The 17811-nt window shown below is 65.3% G+C and carries 16 protein-coding genes; 8 read left to right on the top strand and 8 right to left on the bottom strand.

All coding sequences use genetic code 11. The annotated features are described in order from the left end of the window. Positions 1 to 37 precede the first annotated feature (37 nt). On the top strand, positions 38 to 958 hold the full coding sequence (locus tag XI08_RS21465) for a LysR substrate-binding domain-containing protein (protein ID WP_271575862.1): 921 nt from the start codon (positions 38 to 40) through the stop codon (positions 956 to 958). Positions 959 to 1273: 315 nt separating this feature from the next. Here the strand turns inward: XI08_RS21465 and XI08_RS21460 are convergent, their stop codons facing one another. Further along, positions 1274 to 2548 (bottom strand): cytochrome P450, encoded by a 1275-nt coding sequence (locus XI08_RS21460; protein ID WP_271575861.1) that lies wholly within the window; start codon positions 2546 to 2548, stop codon positions 1274 to 1276. An 86-nt stretch (positions 2549 to 2634) separates the two neighbouring features. Then, positions 2635 to 3900, bottom strand: coding sequence for a cytochrome P450 (locus XI08_RS21455; protein WP_271575860.1), 1266 nt, complete (start codon positions 3898 to 3900; stop codon positions 2635 to 2637). Positions 3901 to 4291: 391 nt separating this feature from the next. Between XI08_RS21455 and XI08_RS21450 the strand changes: the two genes are divergently transcribed. Then, complete coding sequence (locus XI08_RS21450; RefSeq protein ID WP_442869851.1) at positions 4292 to 5446, top strand: YjgN family protein; 1155 nt, start codon at positions 4292 to 4294, stop codon at positions 5444 to 5446. A gap of 3 nt (positions 5447 to 5449) precedes the next feature. Next, complete coding sequence (locus XI08_RS21445; RefSeq protein WP_271575859.1) at positions 5450 to 6559, top strand: M48 family metallopeptidase; 1110 nt, start codon at positions 5450 to 5452, stop codon at positions 6557 to 6559. Positions 6560 to 6568: 9 nt separating this feature from the next. On the opposite strand, the gene upp is transcribed toward XI08_RS21445, so the two are convergent. The 3 genes from upp to XI08_RS21430 are packed head-to-tail and all read right to left on the bottom strand — an operon-like array spanning position 6569 to position 9752. Continuing rightward, a complete protein-coding gene (upp, locus tag XI08_RS21440) occupies positions 6569 to 7198 on the bottom strand; it encodes a uracil phosphoribosyltransferase (protein ID WP_027548356.1) in 630 nt (209 codons plus the stop codon). A 51-nt stretch (positions 7199 to 7249) separates the two neighbouring features. After that, positions 7250 to 8488 (bottom strand): URC4/urg3 family protein, encoded by a 1239-nt coding sequence (locus XI08_RS21435; protein WP_271575858.1) that lies wholly within the window; start codon positions 8486 to 8488, stop codon positions 7250 to 7252. 7 nt (positions 8489 to 8495) lie between these two features. Beyond that, on the bottom strand, positions 8496 to 9752 hold the full coding sequence (locus tag XI08_RS21430; RefSeq protein WP_271575857.1) for a GTP cyclohydrolase II: 1257 nt from the start codon (positions 9750 to 9752) through the stop codon (positions 8496 to 8498). Between the two features lie 377 nt (positions 9753 to 10129). Between XI08_RS21430 and XI08_RS21425 the strand changes: the two genes are divergently transcribed. The 3 genes from XI08_RS21425 to XI08_RS21415 all read left to right on the top strand — a co-directional run bounded on the left by XI08_RS21425 (position 10130) and on the right by XI08_RS21415 (position 12926). Beyond that, complete coding sequence (locus XI08_RS21425; protein ID WP_271575856.1) at positions 10130 to 11257, top strand: threonine synthase; 1128 nt, start codon at positions 10130 to 10132, stop codon at positions 11255 to 11257. Positions 11258 to 11266: 9 nt separating this feature from the next. Then, positions 11267 to 11926, top strand: a complete 660-nt coding sequence (locus tag XI08_RS21420) for a helix-turn-helix transcriptional regulator (protein WP_027548360.1) — start codon at positions 11267 to 11269, stop codon at positions 11924 to 11926. A 193-nt stretch (positions 11927 to 12119) separates the two neighbouring features. After that, complete coding sequence (locus XI08_RS21415) at positions 12120 to 12926, top strand: class I SAM-dependent methyltransferase (RefSeq protein ID WP_271575855.1); 807 nt, start codon at positions 12120 to 12122, stop codon at positions 12924 to 12926. A gap of 199 nt (positions 12927 to 13125) precedes the next feature. Here XI08_RS21415 and XI08_RS21410 read toward each other — a convergent pair whose 3' ends face one another. Both XI08_RS21410 and XI08_RS21405 read right to left on the bottom strand, forming a co-directional pair. Beyond that, the gene (locus tag XI08_RS21410; RefSeq protein WP_271575854.1) at positions 13126 to 13941 is read right to left on the bottom strand and encodes a DUF2927 domain-containing protein; all 816 of its coding nucleotides are present in this window, start codon (positions 13939 to 13941) and stop codon (positions 13126 to 13128) included. Positions 13942 to 14026: 85 nt separating this feature from the next. Continuing rightward, positions 14027 to 14527, bottom strand: coding sequence for a L,D-transpeptidase (locus tag XI08_RS21405; protein ID WP_371090224.1), 501 nt, complete (start codon positions 14525 to 14527; stop codon positions 14027 to 14029). A gap of 441 nt (positions 14528 to 14968) precedes the next feature. Here XI08_RS21405 and XI08_RS21400 point away from each other — a divergent pair, with 441 nt between their 5' ends. Together XI08_RS21400 and XI08_RS21395 are read left to right on the top strand one after the other, a co-directional pair. Further along, positions 14969 to 16516: an acetolactate synthase large subunit gene (locus XI08_RS21400; protein ID WP_271575853.1), complete on the top strand. Its 1548-nt coding sequence runs from the start codon at positions 14969 to 14971 to the stop codon at positions 16514 to 16516. 37 nt (positions 16517 to 16553) lie between these two features. After that, positions 16554 to 17072 (top strand): hypothetical protein, encoded by a 519-nt coding sequence (locus XI08_RS21395; protein WP_271575852.1) that lies wholly within the window; start codon positions 16554 to 16556, stop codon positions 17070 to 17072. Positions 17073 to 17200: 128 nt separating this feature from the next. Here the strand turns inward: XI08_RS21395 and XI08_RS21390 are convergent. Then, on the bottom strand, positions 17201 to 17811 hold a 611-nt coding region (locus XI08_RS21390; protein WP_271575851.1), incomplete at its 5' end, for an Ig-like domain-containing protein.

Raw genomic sequence — 17811 nt, 5'->3', positions numbered from 1 at the left:
CTATAGCGTATGGAGTAGCCTTCCAGGATTGGCAAGCATGGATTTCCGACAGCTCAGGACCTTCAGTTGTGTGGCGGAGCTCGGCAGCCTCTCCAAGGCGTCCGACACGCTGCGCGTGGCGCAGCCGGCGCTCAGCCGCCAGATCAAGCTTCTGGAACACGAGCTGCGCGTCGAGCTGTTCACGCGCAACGGCCGCGGCATGGTGCTGACCGATGCCGGGCGGCTTCTGCTCGCGCGCACGTCCGGCGTCGTGCGGCAGATCGACCAGATCCGCGACGACATTCAGTCGGCCAAGGGGCCGCCGTCCGGCCAGGTCGTGCTTGGCCTGGTTCCGACCGTGAGCTGCGTGCTCTCGGCGCGCTTCGCGCGGCGCTGCGTCGAGACATTTCCTGGCATTTCGCTGCGGATCGTCGAAAGCTACAGCGGCCACCTCGTCGAATGGCTGCACCGCGGCGAGATGGATCTCGCCATCCTCTACGGCCGCTCGGCGGATCTGCACCTCAATGTGCAGAGCCTCGGCCGCGACAACATCGTTGCGGTCGGCCCGCGCGGCTGCGGCCTCGCACGCAAGAAGAGCGTCGATGTCGGCTGGCTGCTGCGGCAGCGGCTGGTGCTGCCCAGTCATTCGCACGGCCTCCGTGCGCTGATCGAGCACGCGGCCGCCCAGCGCAAGATCAAGCTCAACGTCCAGCTTGAGGCGGATTCGTTTCGCGTGCTGACGAGCCTCGTGGAGGAGGGGCTCGGTTTCGCGCTGCTGCCGCCCTCGTCGGTCCACGGCGAGGTCGCGGACGGGCGGCTGGAAACCGCCGTCGTGTCCAAGCCGATGACGCGCGAGCTCATTTTCGCTTCTCCGATCGACCGCCCGGCCTCGACGGCCTCGCTGGCCATCACCGCGCTCCTGCGCGAGGAAGTCGCCGCCTGCCGCAAGGAAGGGGTCTGGGACATCAAGTTGGCTTGAGTGCCGGTGCATTCTTCGCCTCTCCCCGCCTGCGGGGCGAGGGAGCGCACCGAGCGCGCGGTGAATGCTTAGGACACAAGCTAGCCGCCGACCCTTCGCTTCTGGCGCGACCTGTCATGCCGAAATTTTATAGCTGGAGGGCCTTCGCCTCATCCTCCGCTGTCATTGCCCGCGAAGGCGGGCAATCCAGTATTCCAGAGGCCGCAATGCTTGAGCCGAGAGGCCGCGGCGTACTGGATGCCCCGCCTTCGCGGGGCATGACACCAAAAAATTGGCGAAGCACTTTGCCCAAAGGTAGCCCGACGGAGCGGAAGCCTACCCCGGTATCCTCACCGGCAGCGACTCGTATCCCTTGATGAAGCTCGAATAGATCCGTTTCGGCTCGCCCACCACCTCGATGCGGTCGAAGCGCTTCAGCATCTCCTCCCAGACGATCTTGAGCTGGAGCTCGGCGAGCCGCATGCCGACGCAGCGGTGGATGCCGAAGCCGAAGGAGAGGTGGGTGCGCGGCCGCGGGCGGTCGATGATGAACTCCTCGGGACGGTCGATCGCCTCCTCGTCGCGGTTGCCCGAGACGTACCACATCACGACGCGGTCGCCCTTCTTGATCTGCTTGCCGCCGATCTCGGTGTCCTGGAGTGCGGTGCGCCGCATATGCGCCAGCGGCGTCTGCCAGCGGATCACCTCCGGCACCATGGTGTCGATCAGCGCAGGGTTGGCGCGCAGCTTGTCGTACTGCTCGGGGTTCTCGTTCAGCGCCAGCACCGAGCCGGTCATGGTGTTGCGCGTGGTGTCGTTGCCGCCGACGATGAGCAGGATGATGTTGCCCATGAGGTTGTCGGGGTCCATGAAGCGCGTGGCGTCGTTATGGGCCATCAGCGACAGCAGGTCGTTGCGCGGCGCGGAGTTGACGCGCTCGTTCCACAGCCTGGACATGTAGGCGTAGCATTCGTCCATCTCGCGGCGGCGCTCTTCGGCCGAAGCGACGATGCCGCTCTTGGGCAGCGCGGTGGAGACGTCGGACCAGCGCGTCAGCTTGCGCCGTTCCTCCCAGGGGAAGTCGAACAGCGTCGCCAGCATCTGCGTCGTCAATTCGATCGAGACGCGCTCGACGAAATTGAAGGTCTCGTTGCGCGGCAGATTGTCGAGCACGGTCTGCGAGCGCTGGCGGATCAGCTTTGCCAGCTCGTCCAGATGCGTCGGCGTGAACATCGGCGACACCGTCTTGCGCTGCGCCGAATGCCGCGGCTGGTCCATCGCGATGAAGCTCGGATAGTCGTAGCCGGGCGGCACGTCGCGGATCGAGATGCCGCCGAGCGTCGAGTCCGAGGAGAAGAGGCCGTGATTGGTGTCGACATGCATGATGTCGTTGTATTTCACCACCGACCAGTACGGCTCGATCGGGGCGTTGGTGCAGTAGTGCACCGGCTCCTCCTTGCGCAGCCGCTCGAACCACGGCCACAGCGTGTCGTCCTGGAACAGGCGTGGCGCGCCGGGGTGGAACTGCGCGAGCGGGGTCGCGTAGGCCTCCTCGCGCGCCCTGCGCATGCGTTCGGCCTTGTCCACTTTCACCGGCGTCTGGATGTTCATGGTCGTGGCTCCAGTTGTCGCTCTTCTTTCGCCTCTCCCCGCACTTGACCGCCGAAGCTTCGGCGAAGGCGGGGAGGGGAGGTCTCCTACGCCGTAATCTTGACCGGCAAGGTTTCAAGACCCTTTACGAAACTCGAATAGACCCGCTTGGGTTCGCCGACCACGTCGATATGGTCGAAGCGCTTGAGGATCTCTTCCCAGATAATCTTGAGCTGGAGTTCGGCAAGCCGCAAGCCGACGCAGCGGTGGATGCCGAAGCCGAAGGAGAGATGCGTGCGCGGCCTGGCGCGGTCGATGATGAAATCGTAGGGCTTTTCGATCGCCTCCTCGTCGCGGTTGCCCGAGACGTACCACATCACGACCTTGTCACCCTTCTTGATCTGCTTGCCGCGGAACTCGAAGTCGGAGAGCGCGGTACGGCGCATATGCGCGAGCGGCGTCTGCCAGCGGATCACTTCCGGCACGAAACTGTCGAGCAGCGCCGGATTCTCGCGCAGCTTGCGATATTGTTCCGGATGCTGGCTCAGCGCGTAGATCGAGCCCGACATGGTGTTGCGCGTGGTATCGTTGCCGCCGACGATCAAAAGGACGAGATTGCCGAGGAAGTTCTTCGCGTCCATGTCGCGCGTCGCCGCGCCATGCGCCATCATCGAGAGCAGATCGCTCTTCGGCGGCTGCTCGATGCGCTCCTTCCACAGGCGCGCGAAATAGCCGGCGCATTCGGTCAGCTCGGCCTGCCGCTCGTCTTCAGTGGCGACGAGGCCGTCGGGGCCGGGAATGGTGGTGGCGACGTCCGACCAGCGCGTCAGCTTGCGGCGATCCTCCCAGGGGAAGTCGAACAGCACCGCGAGCATCTGCGTGGTGAGCTCGATCGAGACGCGATCGACCCAGTCGAACACCTCGCCGCGCGGCAGATTGTCGAGGCACTCGGCCGAGCGGGTGCGTATGTTGAGCGCGAGATTGTCCAGATGCGTCGGCGTGAACATCGGCGCCACGGTCTTGCGCTGTGCCGCATGGCGCGGCGGGTCCATCGAGATGAAGCTTTCGCGGCGCAAATCCGGATCGATGTCGCGGATGGTGATGCCGCCGAGGGCGGAGGCCGAGGAGAACACCGAATGGTTGGTCTCGATCTCCATGATGTCGTTGTAGCGCGTCACCGACCAGTACGGCCCGAACATCGAGTCCTTGCAGTAGTGCACGGGGTCTTCACGGCGCAGGCGGTCGAAATAGGGCCAGAACGTATCGGTCCTGAACAATTCAGGATCGCCCGGATCGAATTGCTCCAGCGGCAGTGACGTGGCGCGCTCGCGCAATGCATCGAGCTTTGCCGTGCTTTCGATGGTCCCGTGCATGACCGCTCTCCCTGACATGAACCGCGCGTTCTCGTTGAATTCTGCGCTGCGGTATTTGATTTGCAATTACAGCCGGTTGTCTGCGTCGGGGCAAGGGCGAGTTTTGCCACATCCAACCTTTGCGTGAGGTGCGTAGCCCGGATGGAGCGGAGCGAAATCCGGGATTCGGGCCGCCAATCAAGCTGTCCCGGATTACGCTGCGCTCCACCCGGGCTACGGATCAGCAACTGTCACGCAGATGTGTCAACGTGATCTCCCGCACGCGGTTCGACGGGGAAACGTGCCAGAAATCGACGGGAAACGGGGCAAATCGAACCCGCCCATCTTGGGGATCGACCAATCTCTGATCTATAGTTTGACCGCAACAGGCCAACATCCCGAGGTTGCCGCCGTGAACGACATGCAATGGGCCCCCATCGGTTCCGAACCCGTCCCGCCGCCACTGCCGCCCACGCGGGTCGACTTCGCCGGCGACCGCTCCGTGTTCCGCAAGATGGTCACCAAGGGTGCCATGCTGGAGCTGGTCACTTTCGGCTTCTACCGGTTCTGGCTCGTCACCGACATCCGCCGTCACCTGTGGTCGAACACGTCGATCGACGGCGACGCCGCCGAATATACCGGCCGGGGCAAGGAATTGCTGATCGGCTTCCTGTTCGCGCTGGCGATCCTGGTACCGATCTATCTTGCCTATTTCCTCATCGGTATCGAGTTCGAGCGCTGGCAGGGCTTCGCCTCGACGCCGCTGTTCATCAGCTTCTACGCCTTCGGCCAGTTCGCGATTTTTCGCGCGCGGCGCTATCGCCTGACGCGCACGGTCTGGCGCGGCGTGCGGTTCTGGATGGACGGCTCGGGCTGGGCCTATTCGTTCCGCGCGATGGCGTGGGGCCTGCTGGTGTTCCTCACCCTCGGCCTGGCGCTGCCCTGGCGCGAGGCTTCGCTCGAACGCTACAAGATGCAGCACACCCATTACGGTGACCTCTCCGGCGATTTCGAAGGCGATGGCTGGACGTTCTTCAAGCGCGGCTGGTGGCTGTGGCTGCTCAGCCCGATCGCGATGGTCATCTTCCCGCTCGCCCCGTTCTTCTATGCCGAGTTCAAGGCGCGCGAATGGCGCTGGTGGCTCGACGGCATCCGCGTCGGCGGCGTCAGCCTGTCCTCGGAGCTGCCGCATGATGCGTTCTACGGCCTGTACTGGAAGGTGATCGGCTGGTGGATGCTGCTCTCGATCATTTTCGCCGCCTATCTCGGCGGCGCCACCATGCTCGTCGTTACGCTGAGCGGCCTTCCGGTCGAGCAGGTGTTCGGTCCCGACAATACCGCCAAGAGCATCCCGATGCTGGTGATGATGGTCATCGGCTATTTCGCCGTGGCGCTTGCGGTCAACATCATCATGCGGGTCTATCTTCAGCGCGATCTCTGGGCCAAGGTGCTGGAGACCGTCGAGGTGCATAACATCGGGGCCGCGGCGGATGTGCGCGGCAGCGGCGAGCTCGCCAGCGCGCTCGGCGAAGGCTTTGCCGACGGACTCGATGTCGCGGGATTCTGATCTGTGAGCGAGTTGTCCACCGAGGCTCCGGCGCAGTCCGCAAAGCCGACGATCTTCTTCGACGGCGTGTCGAGCCGCAGGCGCCAGGTGACGCTGACGCTCGGTGATGCGCTCGAGATCTTTGAGGAGGGCGGGACGCCGGTTCGCTGGGCCTATGCCGACATTCGCCGCGCCGACAGTCCGGCCGGTATCCTGCGTCTGGCCGCGACGTCCGCGCCGCCGCTGGCACGGCTGGAGATTCGCGATGCCGCGCTCGCGGCCGACGTGACCGTCCGCTGCATGCGTCTCGACGAGCAGCAGACCACGCGCCGCGGTGTCGCGAAGATCGTCGGCTGGTCGGTGGCCGCCGCTGTCTCGATCGTCTGTGTCGTGCTGTTCGGCGTGCCGCTCGCTGCCGATCGTCTCGCGCCGCTGGTGCCGAAACCAATCGAGCGCCGCATTGGCGATGCGTCCGAGGTCCAGGTGAAGACCATCTTCGGCCGCCGCATGTGCGAAGACCCCGCGGGCAAGGCCGCGTTCACAAAGCTGGTCAACCGCCTGCGCGATGCGGCCGGCCTCGACGACGATGCCATGATCGCGGGCGTGCTGCCGACCTCGGTGCCGAACGCGTTCGCGCTGCCGGGCGGCAAGGTGTTCTTGTTGCAGGGCCTGCTCGACAAGGCTGAAAGCCCCGACGAGCTTGCCGGCATCCTCGCCCACGAGCTCGGCCATCTGAAGCATCACGACAACATGCGCGGCCTGATCTACAACGGCGGCACCTCGTTCCTGATCGGCCTGCTGTTCGGCGACGTCACCGGCTCATCCGCCGTGATCTTCGCCTCGCGCAGCGTGGTCGAGGCCTCCTATTCGCGCGAGGCCGAGACCGCCGCCGACACCTTCGCCATCGAGATCATGCACGCGCTCGGCCGCTCCCCGAAGCCCTCGGCCGAGCTGATGTTCCGCATCACCGGCAAGGAAGGCGGCTCTGGCTTCACCATCCTCGCCAGCCACCCGCTGACCGAGGACCGCCTCGCCCGCATGACCAAGGAAGATCGCCCCGTCAGCGGCCCGCCGCTGCTGACAGATGCGGAGTGGCAGGCGCTGAAGGGCATTTGCGGCAGCGGGAAGATCTGAGCTTCCGCGCTATCGCGTGCCGTAGGCGCGGTCGCCGGCGTCGCCAAGGCCGGGCAAAATAAAGCCGTTCTCGTCGAGACCCTCGTCCACCGCGGCCGTCCAGACCGGCACGTCCGGATGCAATCCGCGCAGGCGTTCGAGCCCTTCCGGTGCGGCGATCAGGCAGGCGAGGCGGATGTCCTTGGCGCCGCGCTCCTTCAGCCGGTCGATGGCGGCTACGGCCGTGTTGGCGGTGGCGACCACCGGCGTCACGACGATCGCCAGCCGTTCGCCGAGGTCGGACGGGGATTTGAAGAAATATTCGACCGCGGCAAAGCTGTGCGGCTCGCGGTAGAGCCCGATATGCGCGACGCGGGCGGTCGGCACCAGATCCATCATGCCGTCGACGAAGGTGGTGCCGGCGCGCAGCATCGGCACGAACACCAGCTTCTTGCCGGCGATCTTGGCCGAGTGCATCGTCGCCAGCGGCGTCTCGATGACGGTATCGGCGAGCGGCAGGTCGCGCGTCACCTCGTAGCACAAGAGCATGCCGATCTCCTTGATCAGCTCCCGAAACGACTTGGTGGAGATGGATTTGTCCCGCACCAGCGTCAGCTTGTGCTGGACCAGCGGATGATCGACGATCGTGACGCCTTCCATGATCGGATGCTCCTGAAATTCATCAAGTGAATGTGTGAGCGACAATGAGAGTTAGAAAACCGTGCCGTCGCTGATCACCTTGAGCGGCGGCGAACCGTCGGGACGGCGTGCGAAGGCGATGGCGCGGCCCGCCGCCCAGGTGCCGCCTTCCAGGATGCTGGCGAGCGGCAAGGTCTCAGGCGTGCGGCCGAGCTTTATGCGAACCAGTCCGGCAAGCCGATCCAGCAGCGCGACGGTCAGCGCGCGCCACTCCACGACGAGCAGGGAATCCACCGCATGCGCGCGCCCGGCATCGGCGGCATCGCGCAGGCGCAGCACCTCGTGATCGACGAACAGGCCGCCATTGCGGTATTCGGCAAGCCCGGTCAGGCCGTCGATGTCGGTGACCGCAAATCCGGCGCGCTGCAGCGGTTCGATCAGCGAATAGCTCAGCCATTGCGACAGCTTGTGCAGCGGCACGAGGCCGGCGGTCGCATCGTCAGCCTTGATCGCCGGATGGCGCCAGCAATCGCCGAGCGGAATCCCCGCAAGCTCCAGCCGCGACGGCCAGATCGGCCCGAGCTGGTTCAGCACCGCGGAGAGAATGGCCGGCGCGGCGATGGCGCCGCCGACAGCCTGCGCCGCGATGTGGTCGAACAGGCCGCCGGGCCGCGGCGTCTCGTGCAGTCCAAAGATCTCTGGACGGTCCGCAACCTGCTTGCCCAGGCGCCGTAGCAGATCCGTGCGTCCGTCGAGGCCGAGCAGCGGATTGGCGTCGCTGACCTGAAACGCAGAGGTGAGCGCGGCAAGCGGCAGTTTTGCGAGCACGTCCGCGTCGGCCCTGAAAGGCGCGCGGGCATCGCGGGAGAAGAGCCCACCCGCAAACATGTCGAGGCTCGCGATCGCGAGCCCCTCGGATCGGCCGATGCTTTCGCCCGTCACCGCGTCACGATAGCGCCAGGCTGCGCCGGCGCCGGCGTCGAGCAGCACGCTGACGATGGCAAGGTCGAACTCCGCTCGCGCCCGCGCGGCGCGATCCGGCCATGATGCAGCGTCCGCCAGCCGCGCCCAGCGATCGACGCCGCCAAGCACAAAATGCCGCCACCGCGCATGGAAGGGCACGTCCAGCGTCGGATAGGCTTTTCGGGTGACTGCGAGCACGGCATCGGCAACGTCGTCCATGCGGTCGAGATCAACAGTGAAATGGTTGAGCCCGCCGGCAAGGCCGATCTGAAGCATCTCACCGGCGCGTGTACGAACCGCTGCTGCGCTGAGCAGCGAGCGGGCTTCTCGTTCCAAAGAGTCCGACATCGCGCGATCAATATTTTTCCAGCGAACGCCCGACCACGCCGTTGACGTCCTTCTCGGGCGCGATGTCGGTCGAGTAATAGCCGGCGGCCTTCTTGGCGGCGATCTCGACATAGGCGTCGGCCGGGATCAGCTCGGGTGGAATCGGCACGCGCTCGACGATGTCGATGCCCTGCGAGGTCAGCGCGTCGTGCTTCATGTCGCTCATCGACAGGAAGCGGTCGATGCGCTTCAGGCCCAGCCAGTGGATGGTATCAGGCATCAATTGCTGGAAGCGCGCATCCTGGACGCCGGCGACGCATTCGGTGCGCTCGAAATAGGCGGCGGCCGCGTCGCCGTCCTCCTGGCGCTTGCGGGCGTTGTAGACCAGGAATTTCGTGACCTCGCCGAGCGCGCGGCCTTCCTTGCGGTTGTAGACGACGAGTCCGAGCCCGCCCTCCTGCGCGCCGCGCGCGGATTCCTCGATGCCGTGGATGAGGTAGGGCCGGCAGGTGCAGATATCAGAGCCGAACACGTCGGAGCCGTTGCATTCGTCATGCACACGGCAGGTGATCTTGGTGCGATGGTCGGGCAACTTGGTGACGTCGCCGAACATGTAGACGGTGGTGCCGCCGATCGGCGGCAGGAACACCTTCATGTCCGGCCGCGTCACCAGCTCCGGGAACATGCCGGCGGTCTGCTCGAACAGCGTGCGGCGCAGCTCGGTCTCGCCGGTGCCGAAGCGCTCCGCAAGGCCGGGCAGGTACCAGACCGGATCGATCGCGATCTTCACCACCGAGACGCTGCCATTGGCGTGCACGACCTCGCCGTCGGCGCGCAAGCGCTTGGCGGCCAGCGCCTCGCGGATCTCCGGCAGGTCGAGCCGGGCACGCGTCACCGCGATGCTCGGGCGGATGTCGGAGCCCTCGGCGATCTCCTTGCCAAAGTTCTCGGCGACCAGATGCCCCCAGGGGTCGAGCGCGACGATCTTGGCGGGATCGTTCCATTGCGGAAACGGCCCGATGGTCGCCGCCGGAAACGTGTTGGTGAGGTCGGGCCGCCGGATAGGGTCGAGCGCACCGGCGGAGACGGCGAGCGCGCGGTACATTGCATAGGAGCCGCCATGGCTGCCGATCACGTTGCGATCTCCGGCGCGGGACACCGTACCGATGATCGGCCCGCGGGCGCGCGCGTCGGCTGCGCCCCAATGGATCGGAAAGGCGGCCTTCTTGCCCGGCTCCGGATGGGAGGTGAGGCGGATGTGATCGGTACGGTTCGCGCGGCTCATGTCCAGGCTCCCAAAAAGCCAACGGCCCGCCGCTCGGACGGGCCTGGCTCACTTTGCGTTACCGATGCGGAGCACCGGCGGCGCAAGCTCAATCCAACATATTGTAGCGGCCGACGGCGACAGACAAGTTAATGCTGCTGCGCCCGGCAGGCGTTCATCGCCAAATTCCGTCATCGGCGAACCGGTCCGGTCCGCGTGAATCCCGCGCCCTCGCTCCGGTCGAACCTTGCCGTTCGATCCGCGGGATAGATCTAAGGATTTGAAATAGTTTCTGTTTTTCTGTTTTCAAGAGGCGTTGCGGCAATTGCGTCGCGGCTGGACATAATGTATATAATCAGACAAATCGTATAGATCGCCATTGCCCCCAGGAGACCGCCATGCTCGCCGCCAGCTACATCGAGCCTCGTACCGGAAAGCTCTATCCGCTCGACCAGCCGCGCTGGTGCTCGGACGAGCGTACGCCGCTGTTGGTGACGCCGGGGGCAGGGATGTCGCGCGAGGAGGTCGAGCCGCGTACGCGATCGCTGTGGCGCTACCGTGCGGCGCTACCGGTCGAGATCAAGAATCCGATCACGCTCGGCGAGGGCTGCACGCCGCTGGTAGCGCAGGAGTGGGGGGACCTGCGCCCGTTGTTCAAGCTCGAATGGTTCAACCCGACCGGCAGCTTCAAGGACCGCGGCTCCTCCGTGATGCTGTCCTTCCTGCGGCAGATCGGTGTTGACGCCATTCTGGAGGACTCTTCCGGCAATGGCGGCTCGTCGATGGCGGGGCTAGGCGCCGCCGGCGGCATGCGCGTGAAGATCTTGGCGCCGGCCTCGACCTCGCCGGCCAAGATCGCGCAGGTGCGCGCCTACGGCGCGGCGGTGCAGCTCGTCGAGGGGCCACGCGAGGAATCGGAGGCCGAGGCGATCCGCCAGTCGAGCCAGACATTTTACGCCAGCCACAACTGGCAGCCGTTCTTCCTCGAGGGCACCAAATCGCTCGCCTATGAAATCTGGGAAGACCTCGGCTTCCGCGCCCCCGACAACGTCATCGTGCCCGTCGGCGCAGGCAGCAGCCTGCTCGGTTGTGCCTTCGGCTTCCGCGAGCTGCTGAAAGCCGGGCAGATCACGAAGCTGCCGCGGCTGTTCGCGGCGCAGCCGCTCAACTGCTCGCCGATCGATGCGAGCTTCAAGGCCGGCCTCGATACGCCTGTCGCGCGCGAGGTCAGCAAGACCATCGCCGAAGGCACCGCGATCAAGAATCCCCTGCGCCTGCGCGAGATCATCGCCGCTCTGCGCGAGAGTGGCGGCGGCACCGTTGCGCTGGCCGAGGACGAGATCGTCGCCGCCCTGCGGCGTCTTGCACGGCAGGGCCTGTTCGCCGAGCCGACCAGCGCCAGCGCTGCCGCCGCGCTGGACAAACTCTCCGCCATTGGCGCCATCAAGGCGAACGAGACCACGGTCGCGGTGCTCACCGGCACGGGGCTGAAGGCCGCGACCACCGTCGCCGATCTCGTGCAATAGGGCCGGGCGATGAGCCGTAGCAAATCCGCGTCCGCCCCATCGGGCAAGACCGCCGCCGAGCGAATATTGCTGTTCGACCAGTTGCAGCAGATCGCGCAAGGGCTGGGGGAGACTTTTGCGCCGTTCTGCGAGGTCGTGCTGCACGATCTCACCGATCCCAGGAATGCGATCGTCGCGATTCACAACAACCTGTCGGGCCGCAAGGTCGGCCAGGGCGCGACTGAGCTTGGCCTCGCCCGCATCGCCGATCCCGACTATCCGCAAGTGATTGCGAACTACGCCAACAGCTTTGCCGACGGACGGCAGGCCAAGAGCACGTCGATCGGCATCAAGGGCGCGGACGGTGCTTACGTCGCTGCGCTCTGCCTCAACGTCGACCTGACGCTGTTCCAGGGTTTGCAGAGCGCGATCGGCCAGTTCGTCAGCGTCGATGCGCAAAACGGCCCGCGCGAATCCCTGACCCCTGTCGGCGCCGACGCGATCCGCGCCCATATCGACCGGTTCGCCGCGCGCCGCGCCACCACGCCCCGCGCGCTCACCACGGAGGACCGCCGCAGCCTGCTGCGCGAATTGCGCGACGCCGGCTGCATGCAGGTACGCCGTTCCTCCGACATCATCGCCGCCCATCTCGGCGTGTCGCGCGCCACGGTGTATGCCGATGCGAGGTGAAGCGGCACGCCGAACTCGAACGCAGTGCGGTCTGGCGAGGATCGACGATCGCCAATTGCACTAGAATCGCTGCCGTTTCGATGTGTTCGGGTGTCACCTGCGGCCTGCCCGCTGCCGCGGGGAGTGCACCTTGAACCTTCGGCGTCCGTCGCCCGCCTCATGGAGATCGACCCTTGAGCGATGGGAGAGTTCCATGACCGCACAGGATCCGTTTGCAAGCTTCAAGGCTGTCCAGAAGGAAGCCTGGTCGCTGTTCACGCCGATGGAAGTTTTCACGACGCCGGCCGCCGCCAAGCTCGTTGGTTTTGCCGGCGTTGCCGCCGGCCAAAGGGTGCTCGATGTCGGATGCGGCACCGGCGTTGTCGCGATCACGGCGGCGCGCCGCGGTGCAAAGGTCAGGGGTCTCGACCTGTCGCCGGTTCTGATCGAGCGCGCCCGCGAGCACGCGCAACTGGCGAACCTCGATGTCGCCTTCGTCGACGGCGACGCGGAAAGCCTGCCCTATGGCGACAACGAGTTCGACGTGGTGCTCAGCCAGTTCGGCCACATGTTCGCGCCGCGTCCGGACGTTGCCATCGGCGAGATGCTGCGCGTGCTGAAGCCTGGCGGCACCATCGCCTTCTCCACCTGGCCGCCGCATCTGTATGTCGGACGGATGTTCGCGATGGTCGGCCGCCATCTGCCGCCGCCCGAGGGCGTGGCATCGCCGGTCCTGTGGGGCGATCCGAAGATCGTCGCCGAGCGTCTCGCAGGGAAAGCGAAGGATGTCTCCTTCGAGATGGACATGATGACGCCGTCCACACTCAGCCCGCAGCATTTCCGCCGCACCATGGAAGCGACGATCGGGCCCCTGATCAAGCTCGTCGCCCAGTACAAGGACGAGCCGGACAGGCTCAGGAGCTTCCGTACCGAGTTCGAGGCGCTGATCTCGGAGTATTTCGACGCCGGCCAAAACGTGATGCGCCAGCAGTTTCTGATGACCAAGGCAAGGAAGGTGTGAGGAGGCGAGAGCATCCTTGCTGACCCTCCCCTCCAGGCACGGCAATCGCATTTGAGGCCGTTGCTCTGCGGCCCATCCTTCGAGACGCCCGCCTTTGGCGGGCCCTCAGGATGAGGCGTTCGCTCAGGCCCCCGCCAAGAAGTCACATGCGATAGCCCTGCCGCTCAAGGGGAGGGCAAGAGGCAGCGGTCGTGTCGCCTCACTCCTTCAGATCGTTCACCCGCTTCACCCAGGCGCGCACGTCGGCGAGCACGTCGGGCAGCACCGCCTTGACCTCCGGCACGGTCATGCCGGCCTTGATGCGGGGGTCGTAGAGCAGGTTGAGGATGTATTGGTCGTAGACGTCGAAATAGCCCATCGAAACGTTATCGTTGAACATGGTCCAGGGCACGCTCGTCGTGTCGTTGATCGGACCGAGCGACTGCAACAGCTCCTCATAGGCGCAGTCGAGGAAGGTGAAGTCGCCGTTGTCGACGGTGAGGATGACGTCGGAATGCTCGATCTCGAAATTGTCGTTCTTGCGGAAGCCGGACAGGCATTGCGGATCGAGCGAGGTGCGGATCTCGCGCGCCTTCTCCGCGCCGTAGAAGCTCGAGATGGTGCGGAAGAGATCGCGGTCGCGCACGAGCTTCACCCGCACGTTCGCCGCCTCGCTGCTGTCGGTCATGGCGATGTCGAGATGCTGAATCCGCTTGCCGATGTCGGCGACGACCTTGGCGAGCTGCGTCTTGCGATCGGCGCGGTCGCTCTCGGCGAACACGCGCACCGGCCCGTCGAACTTGCGGATGCGGTCGACGCGGCCGGCGAGATGGTACTCGGCGCCGAAAGCGGTCTTGAGAAAGCCCTCGACGATCTCGCTGTCGGTAAAGCTCTTCTTCTCGGCGCGCTGGCGCGAGGCGATCGCGGGCAATTCGCCCGCGGCGGCCATGGTAGCGGTGTCAGGCACGCAGGTCAGCGCTGCGAGCGCCAGGAGGGCGATGCGAAGGCCACGCGCGGGTGGGTTCAATGCGCTCATCGTCACCCGACGCTGCCGTATTCGCGTCGCGCGCACAAGACCGCAAATTCACGCGCCCCGCGGGTTCCCGCAGTTCGCCGGCTGGCTAGTTGTTGAGCACGACCACGGTGGTGCCGACCGAGACGCGGCTGTAGAGGTCGCTGACGTCGTCATTGGTCATGCGGAAGCAGCCTGAAGATACCGCCTGGCCGATCGTCTCCGGCTCGTTGGAGCCGTGGATGCGGTACAGCGTCGAGCCGAGATACATCGCGCGCGCGCCGAGCGGGTTCTCGATGCCGCCCTTCATGTGGCGCGGCAGGTCGGGCCGGCGGGCCAGCATCTGCGACGGCGGCGTCCAGTCCGGCCACTCCTTCTTGGCGGTGATCCTGTGCACCCCGCCCCAGCGGAAGCCGTCGCGGCCGACGCCGATACCGTAGCGCAGCGCCTGGCCGTTCTGGAGCACCAGGTAGAGCCGGCGCTCGGTCGTGTTCACCACGACCGTGCCGGGCGCGTAATTGGTCGGATACATCACGGTGGAGCGGGGAATCGGGCTCGCGCCGCCGCCGCCGAGATAGCCGGTTGAGCTGGTGCCTGTGAAGTCTATCATCCCCGCCGCGGATGCGTCGGCCGCACCAGCCAGCAAGAGCGCCATGGCGGCAATCGGCGCGGCAAAAAACCGGATCATTGTTTCCCCCAGCAAAAAATCGATTCAACGAACGTCACAGGCCATATTTGCCGGCATTTCGCAAGCCACGGCCCCGTGAGGCAGGTCAACCTTAACGAATGCCGTTACCAAATCGGCAACCGGGCCAATTTGCCGGGAAGCATTGGAGCGTTTTCGAGCGAAGTGGATAGCGGCTCGCACAAAGAAAACGCGTCAAAACAAGAATCTAATGCCCGTTCCGATTCCATCGGAACGGGGCGTTAGCCAAACCAGCGCGTCGTCATGCGGGGCAGGGCCGCGATGCCGGCTATTGCTTTGACGGGACGAGCAAACAATGATTGATCGGACGGATCATTGGATATTGCCGGTTGCGGGAGCTTTGGGATGAACGGTGCGGAAAGCCTGGTGCGGACGATGGTCAAGGGTGGGGTCGACGTCTGCTTCACCAACCCGGGCACCTCCGAGATGCATTTTGTCGCAGCGCTCGACCGCGTGCCCGGCATGCGCTGCGTGCTCGGCCTGTTCGAGGGCGTGGTGACGGGCGCTGCCGACGGCTATTTCCGCATGAAGGGCACGCCGGCTTCGACCCTGCTGCATCTTGGTCCCGGCCTCGCCAACGGCCTTGCCAATCTGCACAATGCCAAGAAGGCCAATTCCGGCATCGTCAACATCGTCGGCCAGCACGCGGTCTACCATATCGGCTACAACGCGCCGCTGACCTCTGACATCGAGGGCCTTGCCCGGCCGATGTCGTCCTGGGTCCGCACCTCGCCGGATTCCAAGTCGGTTGCCGCCGACGGCGCCGCTGCGATTGCCGCCGCCAAAAGCGCGCCGCCGCAGGTCGCGACCCTGATCCTGCCCGCCGACACCGCCTGGAACGAAGCCGACGGCATCGCCGAGGTCCCGGCCGAGCAGCAGCGCGCGAGCTATTCGCCGCAGGCGGTCGAGCAGGCCGCAAAAATCCTGCACGGCGACGGCGAGGGCACGCTGCTGCTGATGACCGGCAGCGCGCTCTCCGAGCAGGGCCTGGCGCTGGCCGAGCGCATCGCGGCCAAGACCGGCTGCACCGTGATGGGCCCGACCTTCCGTCCCAAGATGGCGCGCGGCCGCGGCCGCTTCTCGATCGACCGCATCCACTACGTGATCGAGAACGCGCTGCCGATGCTGGCGAAGTTCCGCCACATCGTGCTGGTCGAGTCCGACGATCCCGTGGCGTTCTTCGCCTATCCGAACAAGCCGAGCGTGCTGAGGCCCGAAGGCTGCGACGTCCATCGCATGACCTCCTGGGGCGAGAATTCGGTCGCGGCGCTGGAAGCGCTTGCGGGTGCCGTGAAGGCGAGCGCCAGGGACGTCAAGCCGCAGGCCTCGGCTGAGCTGGTCAAGCCGACCGGCGCGCTGACCCACGCGTCCATAGCGCAGTCGATTGCGTACGCGATCCCCGAGAACGCGATCCTGGTCGACGAATCGCTCACCACCGGCCGCGCCTTCTTCCCGCCGACGGCGGCCGCCGCGCCGCACGACTGGCTCCAGAACATGGGTGGCTCGATCGGCTTCTCCACGCCGCTCTCGATCGGCGCCGCGATCGCCTGCCCGGACCGCAAGGTCATCACCATGGTCGGCGACGGCAGCGCGATGTACACGATCCAGTCGCTGTGGACGCAGGCGAGAGAGAACCTCAACATCGTCACCATCGTGTTCGCCAACCGCATCTACCAGATCCTGCGCGGCGAGTTCGACAATGTCGGCGCCGGCGAGCCTGGCCAGCGCGCCAACGACATGCTGCGGCTCGACCGTCCGACGCTCGATTTCGTGGCGCTGGCGAAGGGCATGGGCGTGCCCGGCCGCGCCGTCACCAATGCCGACGAGTTCAACAAGGCGCTCGCCGAAGCCGTCGCCGAGCCCGGGCCGCGGCTGATCGAAGTTCAGTTGTAGGGCGCAGCATAGGGAGCGCCGAGGGCCGGGGGGCAAGATGCAGACCGAGCTGAACAAGGTGATCGCGGCGCTCCGGGACTTTTACGCCCACGAGGGATTCCTGTTCGAAAAGGACATCGGCGAGCGCGCGATCACGCATCGCTTCGCCGTGCATCTGGAGAAGCAGTTCTCGGGCTGGTCGGTCGATTGCAACTACGACCGGCTCGGCGAGCGTACGCTGCATCTGCCGCACGGCACCATCATCTCGACCGACGATCATCTGGACAAGTCGATCTATCCCGATGTCGTCGTGCATCAGCGCGAGATCCCCAACAACCTGCTCGCGGTCGAGATCCGCAAAACGAGCAATCACACGCCGGTGACGCACGACCAGCACAAGCTGCGGGCGCTGACCGATCCGCATGTCTGGTTTGCCTGTTGGATCGGCGTGTTGCTGGTGCTGGACAAGCACCATGCGACGATGTCGGAGGTCTATGTCGGCGGCCTCGTGGATGAGCCGCTGTCGCGCTGGTTAGCAACGCGCCTCGCGGAGCTCGGCCTCGGCGCCGCGCGTTAGGGCGTGGACTTCCAAACGTCAGATGTCGAGGACAAGGCGGAAGTTGCTCCGCTTGGCCAACAGCGATTGCTCATGACCCCGAGTGATCCGGGCTTGCCCAACGGCCTCGGATGGTTCGTTTGCCGCTCCTACTCGATCGTTGCATTCACCGTCATGACCGATCTGCCTGACCCGTATGGACCCTTTCCTTCACCATAGATGGCGAACGTATCGTTGCCCTTGTACCCGGATGCCGCGGTGTACCTGAACGTCGTTACGTTGATCTGTCTGAGCGTCCCGTGCGCAGGCTTCTGCGCAACGCCCGAGCTAAGCATCGCTCCCGGAATTCGCATCGGGAAATTGCACGTTTCACCCGACCTGACCGCGAAGTAGGCCGTCATGTCGACGCCAAACGCGGACGGATGACCGGTGACCCGGCACTCGGAGGCGGCGAAGGCCGCAACCGGCGTCAGGCTCAGGACAGCAGCGACAGCCAACATCCGCATGCTCGTCTCCCGTGAGGATGAAGTGGCATCCGCGGCCATTGATCCCGAAGCGTCTGGATGACCATTGATTTGAATCAACATGCCGGCTTGTGTCGACCAGGCGATTGAACAAGCGGACTGGCGACTTTCCGCTGTTGGGCCCTTGGCAGACGTATCAAGCGCCCTCCGGCAATGACCGCTTTTGACCCTGGCTGTGTGAAAACGCTGCGCTTGATGTGATTCGCGCGATATGATTCCCGCACGATTTGCGGGGG

The organism is Bradyrhizobium sp. CCBAU 11361 (assembly GCF_028128935.1).
Taxonomy (GTDB): domain Bacteria; phylum Pseudomonadota; class Alphaproteobacteria; order Rhizobiales; family Xanthobacteraceae; genus Bradyrhizobium; species Bradyrhizobium niftali.
The sequence above is the reverse complement of the archived record's forward strand: the minus strand, read 5'-3'. Positions and strand labels throughout refer to the sequence as shown.

What these genes read in the sequence shown, in the direction of transcription:
- XI08_RS21465 (WP_271575862.1), top strand. Translation starts at nt 38, where the DNA reads ATGGATTTCCGACAGCTCAGGACCTTCAGTTGTGTGGCGGAGCTCGGC.
- XI08_RS21460 (WP_271575861.1), bottom strand. Translation starts at nt 2,548, where the DNA reads ATGAACATCCAGACGCCGGTGAAAGTGGACAAGGCCGAACGCATGCGC.
- XI08_RS21455 (WP_271575860.1), bottom strand. Translation starts at nt 3,900, where the DNA reads ATGCACGGGACCATCGAAAGCACGGCAAAGCTCGATGCATTGCGCGAG.
- upp (WP_027548356.1), bottom strand. Translation starts at nt 7,198, where the DNA reads ATGGAAGGCGTCACGATCGTCGATCATCCGCTGGTCCAGCACAAGCTG.
- XI08_RS21435 (WP_271575858.1), bottom strand. Translation starts at nt 8,488, where the DNA reads ATGTCGGACTCTTTGGAACGAGAAGCCCGCTCGCTGCTCAGCGCAGCA.
- XI08_RS21430 (WP_271575857.1), bottom strand. Translation starts at nt 9,752, where the DNA reads ATGAGCCGCGCGAACCGTACCGATCACATCCGCCTCACCTCCCATCCG.
- XI08_RS21425 (WP_271575856.1), top strand. Translation starts at nt 10,130, where the DNA reads ATGCTCGCCGCCAGCTACATCGAGCCTCGTACCGGAAAGCTCTATCCG.
- XI08_RS21420 (WP_027548360.1), top strand. Translation starts at nt 11,267, where the DNA reads ATGAGCCGTAGCAAATCCGCGTCCGCCCCATCGGGCAAGACCGCCGCC.
- XI08_RS21415 (WP_271575855.1), top strand. Translation starts at nt 12,120, where the DNA reads ATGACCGCACAGGATCCGTTTGCAAGCTTCAAGGCTGTCCAGAAGGAA.
- XI08_RS21410 (WP_271575854.1), bottom strand. Translation starts at nt 13,941, where the DNA reads ATGAGCGCATTGAACCCACCCGCGCGTGGCCTTCGCATCGCCCTCCTG.
- XI08_RS21405 (WP_371090224.1), bottom strand. Translation starts at nt 14,527, where the DNA reads ATGATAGACTTCACAGGCACCAGCTCAACCGGCTATCTCGGCGGCGGC.
- XI08_RS21400 (WP_271575853.1), top strand. Translation starts at nt 14,969, where the DNA reads ATGAACGGTGCGGAAAGCCTGGTGCGGACGATGGTCAAGGGTGGGGTC.
- XI08_RS21395 (WP_271575852.1), top strand. Translation starts at nt 16,554, where the DNA reads ATGCAGACCGAGCTGAACAAGGTGATCGCGGCGCTCCGGGACTTTTAC.